The organism is Cupriavidus sp. NPDC089707, from assembly GCF_044748965.1.
Lineage (GTDB): Bacteria > Pseudomonadota > Gammaproteobacteria > Burkholderiales > Burkholderiaceae > Cupriavidus.
In genome coordinates this window covers 172,187-186,741 of the sequence record NZ_JBIVHB010000009.1, presented here as the reverse complement: position 1 = coordinate 186,741, position 14,555 = coordinate 172,187, and the positions used below count along the sequence as shown (strand labels likewise).

General features: G+C 66.9%; 11 protein-coding genes. 6 read left to right on the top strand and 5 right to left on the bottom strand.

The window, feature by feature from the left end:
• The first annotated feature begins 2 nt into the window (after positions 1 to 2).
• Entirely contained in the window at positions 3 to 1,760 is a 1,758-nt protein-coding gene (locus tag ACIP1U_RS17010; protein WP_400316892.1) for a SulP family inorganic anion transporter, read from the top strand.
• Positions 1,761 to 1,802: 42 nt separating this feature from the next.
• On the opposite strand, the gene gdhA is transcribed toward ACIP1U_RS17010, so the two are convergent.
• The 5 genes from gdhA to ACIP1U_RS16985 form a co-directional block, all read right to left on the bottom strand.
• Complete coding sequence (gdhA, locus tag ACIP1U_RS17005; RefSeq protein ID WP_400316890.1) at positions 1,803 to 3,146, bottom strand: NADP-specific glutamate dehydrogenase; 1,344 nt, start codon at positions 3,144 to 3,146, stop codon at positions 1,803 to 1,805.
• A gap of 290 nt (positions 3,147 to 3,436) precedes the next feature.
• On the bottom strand, positions 3,437 to 4,192 hold the full coding sequence (locus ACIP1U_RS17000) for a DeoR/GlpR family DNA-binding transcription regulator (protein ID WP_400316888.1): 756 nt from the start codon (positions 4,190 to 4,192) through the stop codon (positions 3,437 to 3,439).
• 265 nt (positions 4,193 to 4,457) lie between these two features.
• Positions 4,458 to 5,921, bottom strand: a complete 1,464-nt coding sequence (gene phnY / locus ACIP1U_RS16995; RefSeq protein WP_400316886.1) for a phosphonoacetaldehyde dehydrogenase — start codon at positions 5,919 to 5,921, stop codon at positions 4,458 to 4,460.
• A gap of 82 nt (positions 5,922 to 6,003) precedes the next feature.
• Positions 6,004 to 7,272, bottom strand: a complete 1,269-nt coding sequence (phnA, locus tag ACIP1U_RS16990) for a phosphonoacetate hydrolase (RefSeq protein WP_400316884.1) — start codon at positions 7,270 to 7,272, stop codon at positions 6,004 to 6,006.
• A gap of 68 nt (positions 7,273 to 7,340) precedes the next feature.
• Positions 7,341 to 8,045, bottom strand: a complete 705-nt coding sequence (locus ACIP1U_RS16985) for a phosphonate utilization associated transcriptional regulator (RefSeq protein WP_400316882.1) — start codon at positions 8,043 to 8,045, stop codon at positions 7,341 to 7,343.
• A gap of 267 nt (positions 8,046 to 8,312) precedes the next feature.
• On the opposite strand from ACIP1U_RS16985, the gene ACIP1U_RS16980 reads away from it, so the two are divergent.
• From ACIP1U_RS16980 to ACIP1U_RS16960, 5 genes are all read left to right on the top strand, one after another.
• A complete protein-coding gene (locus tag ACIP1U_RS16980) occupies positions 8,313 to 9,344 on the top strand; it encodes a putative 2-aminoethylphosphonate ABC transporter substrate-binding protein (protein ID WP_400316881.1) in 1,032 nt (343 codons plus the stop codon).
• Between the two features lie 73 nt (positions 9,345 to 9,417).
• A complete protein-coding gene (locus tag ACIP1U_RS16975; RefSeq protein WP_400316879.1) occupies positions 9,418 to 10,530 on the top strand; it encodes a putative 2-aminoethylphosphonate ABC transporter ATP-binding protein in 1,113 nt (370 codons plus the stop codon).
• Positions 10,521 to 12,329 carry a putative 2-aminoethylphosphonate ABC transporter permease subunit gene (locus ACIP1U_RS16970; RefSeq protein ID WP_400316877.1) on the top strand — a complete coding sequence of 603 codons (1,809 nt, stop codon included), beginning with the start codon at positions 10,521 to 10,523 and terminating at the stop codon, positions 12,327 to 12,329. Before ACIP1U_RS16975 ends, ACIP1U_RS16970 begins: the two co-directional genes overlap by 10 nt.
• 55 nt (positions 12,330 to 12,384) lie before the next feature.
• Positions 12,385 to 13,518: a 2-aminoethylphosphonate--pyruvate transaminase gene (locus ACIP1U_RS16965; protein WP_400316875.1), complete on the top strand. Its 1,134-nt coding sequence runs from the start codon at positions 12,385 to 12,387 to the stop codon at positions 13,516 to 13,518.
• A 106-nt stretch (positions 13,519 to 13,624) separates the two neighbouring features.
• On the top strand, positions 13,625 to 14,476 hold the full coding sequence (locus ACIP1U_RS16960) for an EamA family transporter (protein ID WP_400316873.1): 852 nt from the start codon (positions 13,625 to 13,627) through the stop codon (positions 14,474 to 14,476).
• The last annotated feature ends 79 nt before the right edge of the window (positions 14,477 to 14,555 follow it).

Below are 14,555 nucleotides of genomic sequence, written 5' to 3'. Positions count from 1 at the left end.
GCTTGCCGGCGCGTTCGCGAAACCTGCTGCGCGCCACGCTGGCGCGCCTGATGCCCGGCGCCGCCGAGCTGCTGCACTACCGCCGGGCCGATTTCGGCGTGGACCTGCAGGCCGGCATCTCGGTGGCCGCTGTCAGCCTGCCGATCAGCGTGGCCTATGCCCAGCTTGCCGGCTTCAGCCCGGTGGTGGGCCTGTACAGCGTGGTATTGCCGATGCTGGCTTATGCGCTGTTCGGCTCGTCCCGCCAGATGATCGTCGGGCCCGACGCCGCCACCTGCGCCATGATCGCGGCGACGCTGTCGCCTCTGGCGCTGCAAGACAGCGAGGCCTACCGGGCGCTGTCGGTTTCGCTGACCTTGCTGACCGGCGTGTTCTGCGTGCTCGCCGGCAAGTTCAGGCTCGGGTTCCTTGCCGATTTCCTGTCGGTGCCGATCCTGGCCGGCCTGCTCAACGGCGTGGCCATCAATATCGCCTTCAGCCAGCTCGGCAAGGTCACCGGACTGGCGCTCGCAGGCCGCGATGTGATCGGCCAGGCGGAGTCGCTGCTGCGGCAGCTCGGCAGCATTCACTGGCCCACCGCCGCGCTGGCCGCGCTGACGCTGGCGCTGTACTTCGGCGCCCGGGCCTGGCAGCCGCGCGCGCCGGGTGCATTGTTCGCGCTCGCGGTAGCGACCTTTGTCACGTGGATGCTGGGATTGCAGGGGCTAGGGGTGCAAGTGGTCGGCCCGGTGCCCGCCGGCCTGCCGCCGCTGATCGCGCCCTCGATGCCGCACGAGCTGTTCGGCACGCTGGTCCCGGCTGCTGCCGCGCTGGCGCTGGTGTCGCTCAGCAGTGGCCTGCTGACCAGCCGCAGCTTCGCCGCGCGCAACGGCTACAGTGTCGATGCCAGCCAGGAATTCATTGGCATCGGCGCGGCCAGCATCGCCAGCGCCCTCAGCCAGGGTTTTGCGGTCAGCGGTTCGAGTTCGCGCACCGCCATCAACGAGGCCGCCGGGGGGCGCACGCGCATGGTGTCGGTGATCGGCGCCCTGACCGTGCTGCTGGTGCTGCTGTTTCTCACTGACCTGCTGGCCGCACTGCCCGCAGCGGCGCTCGGCGCAATCCTGATCGCTTCGGCATTCAGCCTGTTCGACTTCGGCGGCCTGATGGCGCTGCGCCGCTACAGCCGCAGCGAACACGGCATTGCGCTGGTAACGGTGGCGGGCGTGGTGCTGCTGGGCGTGATGTCGGGCATCCTGCTGGCGGTGGCCATTGCCTTGCTGCGCTTCCTGGCGCAGATGGCGCGGCCTGGCGAGCAGCAGCTTGGCCGGTGGAGCGGACACGATGGCTTCTACGAGCTGGCCCACTACCCCGAGGCCAAGGCAGTGCCGGGGCTGCTGATCTATCGCATCGAATCACCGCTGACGTACTTCAACGCGGATTTCGTGCGCCAGCGCGTGCTCGCGCTGGCGGCGTTGCACGAAGCGCGCTGGGTGGTGATCGATGCCATCTCGATCGCGCACGTTGACCTGACCGGAGCCACCATGATGCGCGACCTGCGGGCACAACTCGCGGACCGCGGATCGCAGCTAGTGATCGCCGGCCGTATGGCGCAGCTGACCGCATGGCTGAACCAGCGCGGCATCGCGCCGGACAGCACCGGGATCCTGTTCTATCCGTCCAAGCAGGCGGCGTTGGAGGCGTACCAGGCTGTGGGACCGCGTAGCGGCATCACCTCGCACGTTCCCGCAGGCCCGACGGCAGGAGATTCGGCTGCGTAACGACTTGCCGCTCCGATCCGATCGATCAGTTCCCACCCCGCGTCAGATCACCCCTTGCGCCAACATGGCATCCGCCACCTTGACGAAGCCGGCAATATTCGCGCCTTCCACATAGTTGATATACCCACCCGCCTTCTGCCCGTGGTGGATGCAGTTCTGGTGGATGTCCTTCATGATCGCGTGCAGCTTCTCGTCAACCTCGGCGTGGTGCCACGACAGGCGCATCGCGTTCTGCGACATCTCCAGGCCGGAGGTCGCCACGCCGCCGGCGTTGCTGGCCTTGCCTGGCGCGTAGAGGATTTTCGCGTCGACGAAGCGGTCGACGGCTTCCAGCGTCGACGGCATGTTGGCGCCTTCAGCCACGCAGATCACGCCGTTGCCGAGCAGGGTTTCCGCATCGTTGCCGTCCAGTTCGTTCTGCGTTGCGCACGGCAGCGCCACGTCGGCGGGCACATGCCACGGGGTGCGGCCGGCCTCGAAACTCATGTCGTGGCGCGCGGCAAAGTCGACCAGGCGGCCGCGCTCGTCGTTCTTGAAGCCCATGACTTCAGCCAGCTGCTCGGTGGTCATGCCTTGCGGGTAGTGCAGCACGCCGCCGGAGTCCGACAGGGTCAGCACCTTGGCGCCCAGCTCGATCGCCTTCTCGGCAGCGTATTGCGCCACGTTGCCCGAGCCGGAGATCAGCACGCGCAGGCCGTCGAATGCGCGGCCGCGACGGTGCAGCATTTCCTGGGCGAAGTAGACGGTGCCGTAGCCGGTGGCTTCCGGGCGCATCAGGCTGCCGCCGTAGGCCAGGCCCTTGCCGGTAAAGACGCAGGCGGACTGGTTCGACAGCTTCTTCATCATGCCGGCCATGAAGCCGACTTCACGCGCACCCACGCCGATGTCGCCGGCCGGGATATCGGTGTCGGGGCCGAGGTGGCGGTACAGCTCGGTCACCAGCGCCTGGCAGAAGCGCATCACTTCGCCGTCGGACTTGCCTTTGGGATCGAAGTCAGAGCCGCCCTTGCCGCCGCCCATGGGCAGCGTGGTCAGCGCGTTCTTGAAGGTCTGCTCGAAACCCAGGAACTTCAGCACCGACAGGTTCACGGTCGGGTGGAAGCGCATACCGCCCTTGTACGGGCCAATCGCCGAGCTGTGCTGCACGCGGAACGCGCGGTTGACCTGCACCTGGTTGCGGTCATCGGTCCAGGCCACGCGGAACTGGATCACGCGCTCGGGCTCGACCAGCCGTTCGAGCAGGGCCTGGTCGGCGTAGCGCGGGTTGCGCTCGACGAACGGCCAGAGCGTCATCATCACTTCCTTCACGGCCTGGAGGAATTCAGGTTGATTGGGGTCGCGGCGGGCGACCCCCGCCAGGAATGCGTCGAGGGAAGGAGCGTTCACGATGTCTCTGCTGTGCTGGTGCTGTGTCTGGATCTGACGGCCTTGCCGGCTGGGCCGGTCGTTGAAGCCGCTTGGCGTTGCGCCGAGGGGAAGGTGGGTGGCCTCCGGTTGTCCAGACAAACGCGGGATGCCGCGCCTGTCTGGCAACCCGAAACTGTAGCACCAGCATGGGGCATGTGGCAGTCAAAACACCTGTGACTGCCACGCGAAGGCTACATTTTGGTGCGAACAGCGGGGCCTTTTGTGCGATCAGCGCACAAATGCGCCGCAAATCCGACATGCGGACCCAGCTAGGCAATCAGCAGCTTGGCGCCGCGTTCCTTCAGTGCCGCGCCCAGTTCCGGGTCAGGCGCCATGTCCGTGATCAGCCAGGCGGCCAGGTCGAAATGCTTGATGGTTACGCCGGTGTTGCGGCCGAACTTGGTGTGGTCCGCCACCACGCAGGCGGTGTCGGCGGCCATCAGCATGCGGCTGCGCAACTCGGCCGCTGCGCGCGAAAAGTCGCAGATCTCGCCGCGCGGGGTGACGCCGCCGATGCCGATAAAGGCAAAGTCGGTGTGGTAGCGCGACAGCTGCTCGATGGTGTCCCAGCCGTGGGTCGCGTCTTCGTTGTCCTGCAGCTCGCCGCCGAGCACGATCACGCGGTTGCCGTTGCGCCGGCCCAGCAGTTGGGCGATGGCGAGGTCGTTGGTGTAGACCAGCAGGTTGTGGTGGCTGTGCAGGGCCTGCGCCACCGCGTGGGTGGTGGTGCCGTAGTCCAGGATCAGCGATGCACCATCGCGCACCAGTTCCGCGGCGCGCATGCCGATGGCGCGCTTGCCCTCGGCATTGACGGCGGCGCGGGTCTGGGTGTCGGGTTCGGTGCGGTCGGAGGCCAGCGCGCCGCCGTGGGTCAGCACCAGCAGGCCGCGGCCGGCAAGCGTGTTCAGGTCGCGCCGGATGGTCTCGCGCGAGACGTCGAGCTCGGTCACCAGTTCGCTGATGGCCAGCGCGCCGGTGGCGGAGAGCTGGTCGAGGATATATTTCTGCCGCTGTTCGGCGAGCACGGGGACTCCGGGAGCGTCGGGGGATGGGCGATGATTCTATCGCAGCGGGGTCGCCCCAGGCGACCTGGCGCAGACTGCAATAGCCCTTCCAATGACCGACTGTGTGCTCCCTCTCCCGCTTGCGGGAGAGGGTTGGGGAGAGGGCCGGAGCGCCGACGAAGTGATGCGCCACCGTGCTTGCCGCAGGCCTGCCCTCTCCCCCGGCCCCTCTCCCGCGCGCGGGAGAGGGGAGCAAACCGGCGGCAGTTTCAAAGCACGACTGACCTCACGCCCACGGCAACGTCACCGTCTTCAGGTTGGTAAAGCTCTTGGCCGCCTCCTGCACGCCTTCCTTGTACCCCAGGCCCGAATCCTTGATGCCGCCGAACGGCGTCAGCTCGATGCGGTAGCCCGGCACCTCCCACAGGTTCACCGTGCCGACATGCAGCGAGTTGGCGATCTTCGTGAACGCCTCGACATCGTTGGTACAGACACCCGACGACAAACCAAACGCCGTGCCGTTGGAAATCCGGATCGCATCCTCGACATCGCGGAACGTGATGATGGGCGATACCGGTCCGAAGGTCTCCTCGCGCACCACCGTCATCGCGGGATCGACGCGGTCGAGCACCGTAGGCGCGTAGCTGGCGCCATTGCGCTGGTTGCCGACCAGCAGCCGTGCGCCCTGTGCCACCGCCTCGTTGACGCGCGCCTCGAACAGCATGGCGGCCTCTTCGTCGATCACCGTGCCCATGTCGACGCCACGGTCCATCGGGTCGCCGTACTTCCACGCGCGGGTCTTTTCCACCACCAGTTCGGTGAAGCGCGCCGCCACCGCCTGGTGCACCAGCATGCGCTTGACCGCGGTGCAGCGCTGGCCCGAGTTCTTGTACGAGCCCTGAACCGCGAGGTCGGAGGCGCGATCGAGATCGGCATCGGCCAGCACGATCAGCGGATCGTTGCCACCCAGCTCCAGCACCACGCGCTTGTAGCCGGCCTTGCTGGCGATGTACTTGCCGATCGCCACGCCGCCGGTGAAGGTGACGAGGTCGACGGAGGGATGGGTGATCAGCTCGTCGGCGATCTCGCGCGGGTCGCCCGTGACGACCTGCAGCATCTGCGGCGGCAGGCCGGCCTCGTACAGCAGGTCGGCAAGGTAGTACGCCGACAGCGGCACCTTTTCCGATGGCTTGAGCACCATGCGGTTGTTGGTGGCGATCGACGGCGCCACCTTGTGCGCCACCTGGTTCATCGGGTGGTTGAACGGCGTGATGGCGCAGATCACGCCGAGCAGCGGCTCGCGCTGCGTCATCACGCGGCGCTTCTTGCCGTGCGGGGTCAGGTCGCAGGAGAACAGCTGGCCGTCGTCGCGCAACGCCTCGGTGGCAGCGAAGCCAAGCACGTCGGCCACGCGGCCGATCTCGTACAGCGAGTCCTTCTTGGACAGCCCGGACTCCAGCGTGATCAGGTCCGACGCTTCCTCGGTGCGCTCGCGCAGCAGCGCGGCGGCGCGGTTCAGGATGGCGGCGCGCTCGTAGCGCGTCAGCGTGGAACGGTACGCCTGCGCCACGTCGAAGGCGCGGCGCACGTCGTCGAGCGTGGCCTTGGGCACGGTGCCCACCAGCGTGCCGTCATACGGGTTGCGCACCTCAATCACGCGCTCGCGCACGATCTTCTGGCCATCGACGCGCAGCGCCTCGGCGCGGAAGTGCGGGCTGACGGTGCCTGCAGGAAATTGGGGGGCGTTCATGGGATTCCTCCGGTCAGTACGGGTGCAGCGGCCCGCTGCGGGCCACAGTGCAGGGTCTCAGTGCAGGGTCTCGGTGCAGGTCTCAGTGCAGGTGATTGAGCGCCACGTCGAAGATGTCGAAATTGCGCATCACGGGCTTGCCCGGGATGCCGGCGGTCGGGCGGTTGAACACCAGCGGCACGGTCTGCTCCGAGACGCCGCCGTGCGAGCGCAGCGGCGCATCGAGCCCCGACAGGTCATGGCGGCTACGGCTGGTGCCCAGTACCACATGCTTGTCGCCGGTCACCACCAGGTCGCCCACGCGATCGGACGGCAGCTCGAAGCGCGCGCAGGCTTCGGCGTTGTCCAGCACGCTTTCCACACCCGGCAGGTCGGACAGCCGTGCCTTGAGCGCTTCGCGGTCAGCGTCTTCCGGCAGGTAGACGGTGGCGTACGAGCCAAGCGCGCCGTGGTGGACCACGTAGGGATCGGTGATCGGCAGGATCACGCGTGCGCCGCCCGCTTCCACGCCGCGGCCAAGCCATGCATCCAGATGGTCCTGCAGGTAGATCACGTTGGGCGCCTTGGTGGCATCGTCGTGCTTGGCGTTCATGCCGTGGTCGGCGGTCAGCGCCACCACGCAGCCGAGTTCGTCCAGGCGCGCCAGGTACTTGTCCATCATCGCGTAGAAGGCGTTGGCGCCGTCCGAGCCGGGCGCGAACTTGTGCTGGATGTAGTCGGTGGTGGACAGGTACATCAGGTCGGGGCGGCGCGTTTCCATCAGCCGCACGCCGGCGGCAAAGACAAACTCGGACAGCTCCGCGCTGTAGACATCGGGCACCGGCATGCCGACCAGTTCCAGCACGCCGTCAATGCCGTTCTCTGCCACCGTGGCCTGGTCGGCCTTCTCGGACGAGAAGCAGATGCCGCGCATGCCATGGCCGAGCAGGCGGCGCAGCTTGTCCTTGGCCGTCACGACCGCGACGCTGGCGCCGGCGTCGGCGAACGCGGCAAGGATGGTGCCCGCGCGCAGGTACTTGGGGTCGTTCATCATCACTTCCTCGCCGCGGCCCTCATTGGCACTGCGGTCGAAGAAATAGTTGCCGCAGATGCCATGCACGGCCGGCGGCGCGCCGGTGACGATGGAAAGGTTGTTCGGGTTGGTGAAGGTGGGTACCACGCACGCGCCCCGGAAAGTCGAGCCGCTGGCGAGCAGCCGCTTGAGATAAGGCGCGCGGCCGCTGGCGGCGGCGGCTTCCAGGTAGTCGAACTCGCAGCCGTCGACACAGACCACCACGACGGGCTGCTGCATCCAGCGGTAGCTGCGCTGATTGACGGTAATCGTGCGGGCGGGATCGTTGGTATCGGGCATGGTGGCGGTCCAGTGTGTGCGTTGTTCGGGAATCGATGGGTGTGGTCAGTGGCGGGGAGGCGTCGATGTCAGGCAGCCACGCCGGCGTTGCCGGGATCGACTGCGGCATGCATGCGCGCACGACCGCGCTCGACATGCTCGCGCATCAGCCGCGCAGCCAGTTCGCCGTCGCGCGCGGCAATGGCCGAGACGATGGCGCGGTGCTCGCGGGTGGAATCGGGCATGGCCGCGTTGCTGCCGGACAGCGCCTCGCGCCGGAACAGCGTCAGCTCCTTGACCAGGCGACGGTAGGTGTCGAGCAGCTTGCCGTTGCCGGCCAGCTCGACCATGCGGTCGTGGAAGGCGAAGTTCAGGCGCGTGTATTCGTCCAGGTCGCGGGCGGCGCTGGCGGCGCCCAGCGCCTCGACCAGTACGCGCAACTCGCGCAACCCCTCCGCCGTGATGCGGGCCGCCAGTTGGCGGCCGACGAATTCATCGAGCACGGCGCGCAGTGCATAGATCTCGTCGGCTTCCTGCACCGAGATGGCCCGCACGAACACGCCGCGATTCTTTTCGGTGCGCAGCAGGCCGGCCTGCTCCAGCGCGCGGAACGCTTCGCGTACCGGCCCCCGCGAGACGTTGAGCTGGCCCGCGACTTCGATCTCGTTGAGCTTGGCGCCCGGCGGCAGCTCGCCGGACATGATCCGCAGTTCCAGTTCGCGCTGAACCAGCGTGGTCAGGGATTGGCTCTGCAGGATGGTGATTTCGCTCGCCAGCGGTGCTTGGCGTGACATGAAAACTCCCGTTTGTGACGGATTCAGCAATATCGAAAATCCTTATTGCGATTAAAGCAAGCGGTTTGTATATTGTCAACAATCAAGACATCGGCGGCGCTGACAGGGGTGACGCAAGGGCCATGAAAACTCAGGCACATGTCTTGCAAGTGTTGTAGAACAAGGGTTTCAAGGTGATCCAAGGTTGCGCAACGCATCGCCACACGTTGCAACATATTCACCAAATTGACACATATCTCCACCTACAATGCCGGAAAAGGAGGCCCCATGAAACTGTCCATCACATCCACCCTGCACACCGCCGCCGCCCTGCTTGCACTGGGCGCCGCCAGCACCGCGCTGGCCCAGAAAACCACCCTGACGGTCTACACCGCGTGGGAGATCGAAACGCTGAAGCCATACGCCGAAGGCTTCGCCAAGGTCGCGCCAGACATCGAGTTGAAGTACGTGCGCGATTCCACCGGCGTTATCACCGCCAAGGCGCTTGCCGAAAAGGCCAACCCACAGGCTGACGTAATCGCTGGCCTGGCCGCATCGAGCCTGGAGCTGCTCAAGCAGGAAGGCATGCTGGCGCCCTACACCCCCAAGGGCTTCGAGAAACTGACGCGCGACTACAGCGACAAGACAACGCCGCCGTCATGGGTAGGGCTGGATGTCTGGGGCGCCACCGTCTGCTTCAACACGGTCGAAGCCAAGAAGCGCAACCTGCCCCGCCCCGAGAGCTGGAAGGACCTGGCCAAGCCGGTCTACAAGGGCGCCATCGTGATGCCCAACCCGGCCTCTTCCGGCACCGGCTTCCTCGACGTGACCGCCTGGCTGCAGCTGTTCGGCGAGCAGGAGGGCTGGAAGTACATGGACGCGCTGCACGAGAACATCGCCCAGTACACGCACAGCGGCTCCAAGCCGTGCAAGCAGGCAGGCTCGGGCGAGTTCCCGATCGGCATCTCGTTCGAGCTGCGCGCACACAAGACGCTGGCCTCGGGCGCACCGATCGAGATGATTTTCCCCAAGGAGGGCCTGGGCTATGACATCGAGGCCGCCGGCATCGTCAAGGGGACGAAGAAGCAGGAGGCCGCGCAGCGCTACATGGACTGGCTGGCGAGCAAGGAAGCCGCGCAGCTGTTCGCCAAGGACTGGGCCATCGTGACCTACCCCGGCGTGGCCCGGAAGGTCGAGACCATCCCCGCCAACTATGAGCAGATGCTGGTCAAGAACGATTTCAGCTACATCGCCAGGAACCGCGAGCGCGTGCTGAACGAATGGCAGAAGCGCTACGCCAGCAAGTCGGAGAAGCAGTAATCCGGGAACGCCTTGGCCCGGCGCGCAAAGCGCCGGACCACCACCACGACAACATCGCCGAGGACCCCACGCCATGCCATCCCCCACTTCCACGGCCGAGACCTACCTCAGCCTGAAAGGCATCCACAAGCGCTTCGGCGGCGGCGCAAGCCCGTTCGTCGCGCTGCACCACATCGATCTCGACGTACGCCAGGGCGAGCTGCTGTGTTTCCTGGGACCGTCGGGCTGCGGCAAGACCACGCTGCTGCGCATCATCGCCGGGCTGGAGTCGCAGAACGCCGGCACCATCCACCAGGGCGGGCGCGATATCTCCACGCTGCCGCCGATGGAGCGCGACTACGGCATCGTGTTCCAGTCCTATGCCTTGTTCCCCAACCTGACGGTGGCGGACAACGTCGCCTACGGCCTGGTCAACCGGCGCATGCCGCGCGACCAGCGCCGCGCGCGCGTGGATGAACTGCTGACGCTGGTGGGCCTGCCCGACCGCGGCAACCAGTACCCCGCGCAGCTCTCCGGCGGCCAGCAGCAGCGCGTCGCGATCGCGCGAGCGCTGGCGACTTCGCCCGGCCTGCTGTTGCTGGACGAACCCCTGTCCGCACTCGACGCACGCGTGCGCGTGCGGCTGCGCGGCGAGATCCGCGCACTGCAGCAGCGCCTCAACATCACCACCATCCTGGTCACGCACGACCAGGAAGAAGCACTGTCGATGGCCGACCGCATCGTGGTCATGAACCAGGGCGTGATCGAGCAGGTAGGCACGCCGGCGCAGGTCTACCAGCGTCCGTCCACGCCGTTCGCCGCGGACTTCGTCGGCAAGACCAATATGCTGGGCGCGCGCGTGGGCAGCGACGGCTCGCTGCATCTGGGCGGCGTGCGCATGCACTGCAATGCACCGGCCGGCTGCAGCGCGGAGGAAGCGGTGCAGGTGTTCTTCCGGCCGGAAGACGTCTGCGTGCGCGGCATCGAGCAGCACGGGCCCAATGTGCTGGAAGCCACCGTGGACAAGATCGAGTTCCTGGGCGCGTTCTCGCGCCTGACGCTGCGGCTGCCCGATACCGCGTCGGGCACACTGTGCGCCGACCTCTCGCTCAATGACCTGCACGAGCTGCGCCCGCACACCGGCGACCGCCTGCGCCTGGCCATTCCCGCTGACCGCCTCCGTATCTTCCGCCACGCATGCGCCTGAGCCTCTCGACGGCGCCGGCCAATGCGCCGGCTACCGATACCGCCCCGGGCGCCGTGCCGGCCGGGATCCCCGATTCCGGCGCGAAGCCTTCCCTGCCGGCGCCACCCGCGTTCGTTGCCACCTCGGTGCGCGCGCACTGGACCGACCGGCTCGCGCACTTGCTGCTGGCACTGGCCGCGGTCGCCCTGATCTGCTTCGTGCTGGCCCCGATCGTGATGATCCTGGCCAAGAGCGTGCAGAACCGCGACGGCACGCTGGCCGGCATTGCGCACTTCCGCGCGTACTTTGAATCGCCGGCGCTGCTGCGCTCGGTATGGAACAGCCTGTGGGTCTCCGCGCTGGCCACCTGCATCACCGTGCCGCTGGCCTTTACCTTTGCCTACGCGCTGACGCGCAGCCGCATCGCCTGCAAGGGGCTGCTGCGCAACCTGGCGCTGGTCCCGTTGCTGGCGCCGTCGCTGCTGGCAGCCATTTCCTTTATCTTCTGGTTCGGCAACCAGGGGTTGTTCAAGCCGTGGATGGGCGGCGCGCAGATCTACGGGCCGCTGGGAATCGTCGCCTCGCTGGTGTTCGCCACCTTCCCGCATGCGCTGATGATCCTGGTCACGGCGCTGTCGCTGACCGATGCGCGGCTGTACGAGGCGGCCGATGCGCTGGGCACCTCCACCACCCGCAAGTTCTTCACCATCACCGTGCCGGGGGCGCGCTATGGCCTGGTCAGTGCGGCGATGGTGGTGTTCACCTATGCGATCTCCGACTTCGGCATTCCCAAGGTGATCGGCGGCAACTTCCACATGCTGGCCACCGACATCTACAAGCTGGTGATCGGCATGCAGGACTTCTCGCAGGGCGCGGTGGTGTCGCTGATGCTGCTGGTGCCGGTGGCGGTCACCTACTGCGTCGACGCGCGCGTGCAGAAGCGCCAGATGGCGCTGATGTCGGCGCGCTCGGTGCCCTACGTGCCGCGCCGCAGCCCCCGCTTCGACCTGGCCATGGCGGTGTTCTGCTGGCTGATGGCGGCGCTGATGGTGGCGGTGATGGGCATGGCGATCTATGCGTCCTTCGTCAAGCTGTGGCCATACAACTTTTCGCTGTCGCTGAACCACTACCGTGTCGGGCTGGTCGAGGGCGGCGTGGTCGATTCCTACCTGAACAGCCTGCGCATGGCCGCGCTGGCCGCGGTGATCGGCCCGGTGTTTATCTTTGCCACCGCCTACCTGCTGGAGAAGACGCGCGGGCTGGACTGGCTGCGCGGCTTTGTGCGGTTGATGGCAGTGCTGCCGATGGGCGTGCCGGGGCTGGTGCTGGGTCTGGGCTACATCTTCTTCTTCGTGCCGCAGGCCAATCCGCTGCACGGCCTGTACCAGACGCTGGGCATCCTGGTGCTGGTGACGATCGTGCATTACTACGCGTCGTGCCACCTGACCGCGGTGACCGCGCTCAAGCAACTCGACAGCGAGTTCGAGGCCGTGTCCGCGTCACTGAAGGTGCCCTTCTACAAGACCTTCTTCAAGGTCACTGTGCCGGCCTGCCTGCCCGCCATCCTGGAGATCTCGCGCTACCTGTTCATCAACGCCATGACCACGGTGTCGGCGGTGGTATTCCTCTACGGCGCCGACACCAAGCTGGCCTCGGTCGAGATCGTCAACCTGGACGAGTCTGGCGACATCGGCCCGGCGGCGGCCATGGCCACGCTGGTGGTGGTGACCTCCGCGCTGGCGTGCCTGCTCTATTACCTGCTGCAGCGCGTGCTCGACCGCAAAACCCAGGCATGGCGCCAGGGCCAGGCAAGCGACTGAAATCCCCCCAATACGCAATCTCCTTCCCGATCGCCTTCCCAACGAGGAGCTCACCATGATTCGCGGCAACGACCCGATCCTTCTGACCCCCGGCCCCCTGACCACCTCGCTCGCGACCAAGCAGGCCATGCTGCGCGACTGGGGGTCGTGGGATGCATCCTTCAACGCCATCACGCGCAGCCTGTGCGATGACCTCGTGCGCATCGTCCACGGCGAAGGCACCCATGTGTGTGTGCCGATGCAGGGCAGCGGCACCTTCTCGGTGGAAGCGGCCATCGCCAACGTGGTGCCCCGCGACGGCAAGGTACTGGTGCCGCAGAACGGCGCATACTGCCAGCGCATCCTGAAGATCTGCAAGGTGCTGGGCCGCGCCTGCGTTGAGCTGCCGATCCCCGAAGACCAGCCGGCCACGGCCGCGCTGATCGAGCAGGCGCTGGCGCGCGACCCGTCGATCACGCACGTGGCGCAGGTGCATTGCGAGACCGGTGCCGGCGTGCTGAACCCGCTGCCGGAGATCGCCGCGCTGTGCCAGCGGCTGGGCAAGGGACTGATCGTCGATGCGATGAGTTCGTTTGGTGCGATCGAGATCGATGCGCGCACCATGCCGTTCGATGCGCTGGTGGCTGCCACCGGCAAGTGCATCGAGGGCGTGCCGGGCATGGGTTTCGTGCTGGTGCGCAAGGACGTGCTGGAGGCCAGCCAGGGCAACAGCCATTCGCTGGCGCTGGATCTGTACGACCAGTATGTCTATATGCAGAAGACCACGCAGTGGCGCTTCACGCCGCCCACGCATGTGGTGGCGGCGTTCCGCGCGGCGCTGGACCAGTTCCTGGAAGAAGGCGGACAGCCGGTGCGCGGCGCGCGCTATCGCAAGAATTGCGATGCGTTGATCCAGGGCATGGGCGAACTCGGCTTCCGGCCATTCCTGCCGGCAGCGGTGCAGGCGCCGATCATCATCACCTTCCATGCGCCGGCGGATGCGCGCTACGACTTCCAGACGTTCTATGGCAAGGTGCGCGAGCGGGGGTACATCCTGTATCCGGGCAAGCTGACGCAGGTGGAGACGTTCCGCGTGGGGTGCATTGGGGCGATTGACGATAACGAAATGCGCAATGTGGTGACGGCGGTTGGCGAGGTGCTGCGGGAGATGGGGATAAAGATGCAGGCGCCGCTGGCGGAGGCGGCGTAGTCACGATTGGCTACCGGCTCTTGCAGAAGGCTCCCCTCTCCCGCAAGCGGGAGAGGGGAGAAAACAAGCGGGTTCGAGAAACGCGACGGTCATATCCCCACCCCCCATGCCCCTCCCCTCCGACTTCCACGGCCTAGCCTTCGCCGCCGTGATGCTGTCCGCGCTGATGCACGCCTCCTGGAATGCCATCGTCAAGATCGGCGGCGACCGCCTGTCGTCGATGGCGCTGATCGACACCTTCTGCCTGCTGGTGGCGATCCCCTTCCTGTTTTTCGTACCCCTGCCCGCGCCCGAGGTCTGGCCCTTCCTGCTCGCCACGGTGGCACTGGAAGTCGTCTACAAGCTGTCGCTGGTCGCCGCCTACAATCGCGGCGACTTCAGCCAGGCCTACCCGCTGATGCGCGGCTCGGCGCCGATGATGGTGGCGATACTGCTGTTGCTCGCCGGCAGCGAGCGGCTCGGCCCGGGCGGCTATGCCGGCATCGCCCTGATCTGCTGCGGCCTGGCCAGCCTGGTGCGCTGGCGGCAGCAGTCCCCCGACCTGCTCGCCTTTGCCTTGCTGGCAGGCGCCTGCCTGGCCGGCGGCACCGTGATCGACGGCACCGCGGTCAAGCGCTACGGCGAGGTCTTCACCTACATCGTCTGGCTGCAGGCGATGTCGCACGTATTCATGCCCGGCTATGCCTTCAGTCGCCGCGGCACGGCGCTGCTGACGCTGCTGCGCACCGAATGGAAGCGCGCGTGGATCGGCGGCATCAACCGCGTCGGGTCATATGCGCTGATGCTGTGGGCGATGACGCTGGCGCCGGTGGCCAAGCTGGCGGCGCTGCGCGAGTCCAGCGTGATCTTTGCCGCGCTGCTCGGCCACTTCCTGCTGCGCGAGCCGTTCGACCGGCGCCGCCTGGCCGCCACCGCGCTGGTCCTGGCAGGCATCCTGACGCTGCAGCTCGCGCGCTAGCCCCCCGCTCCCCTGGGGCAACGCCGCCGCACCCGGGACCGGCGCGCCCCATCCAGCGCGAACGCGCAAGCCCCTGATT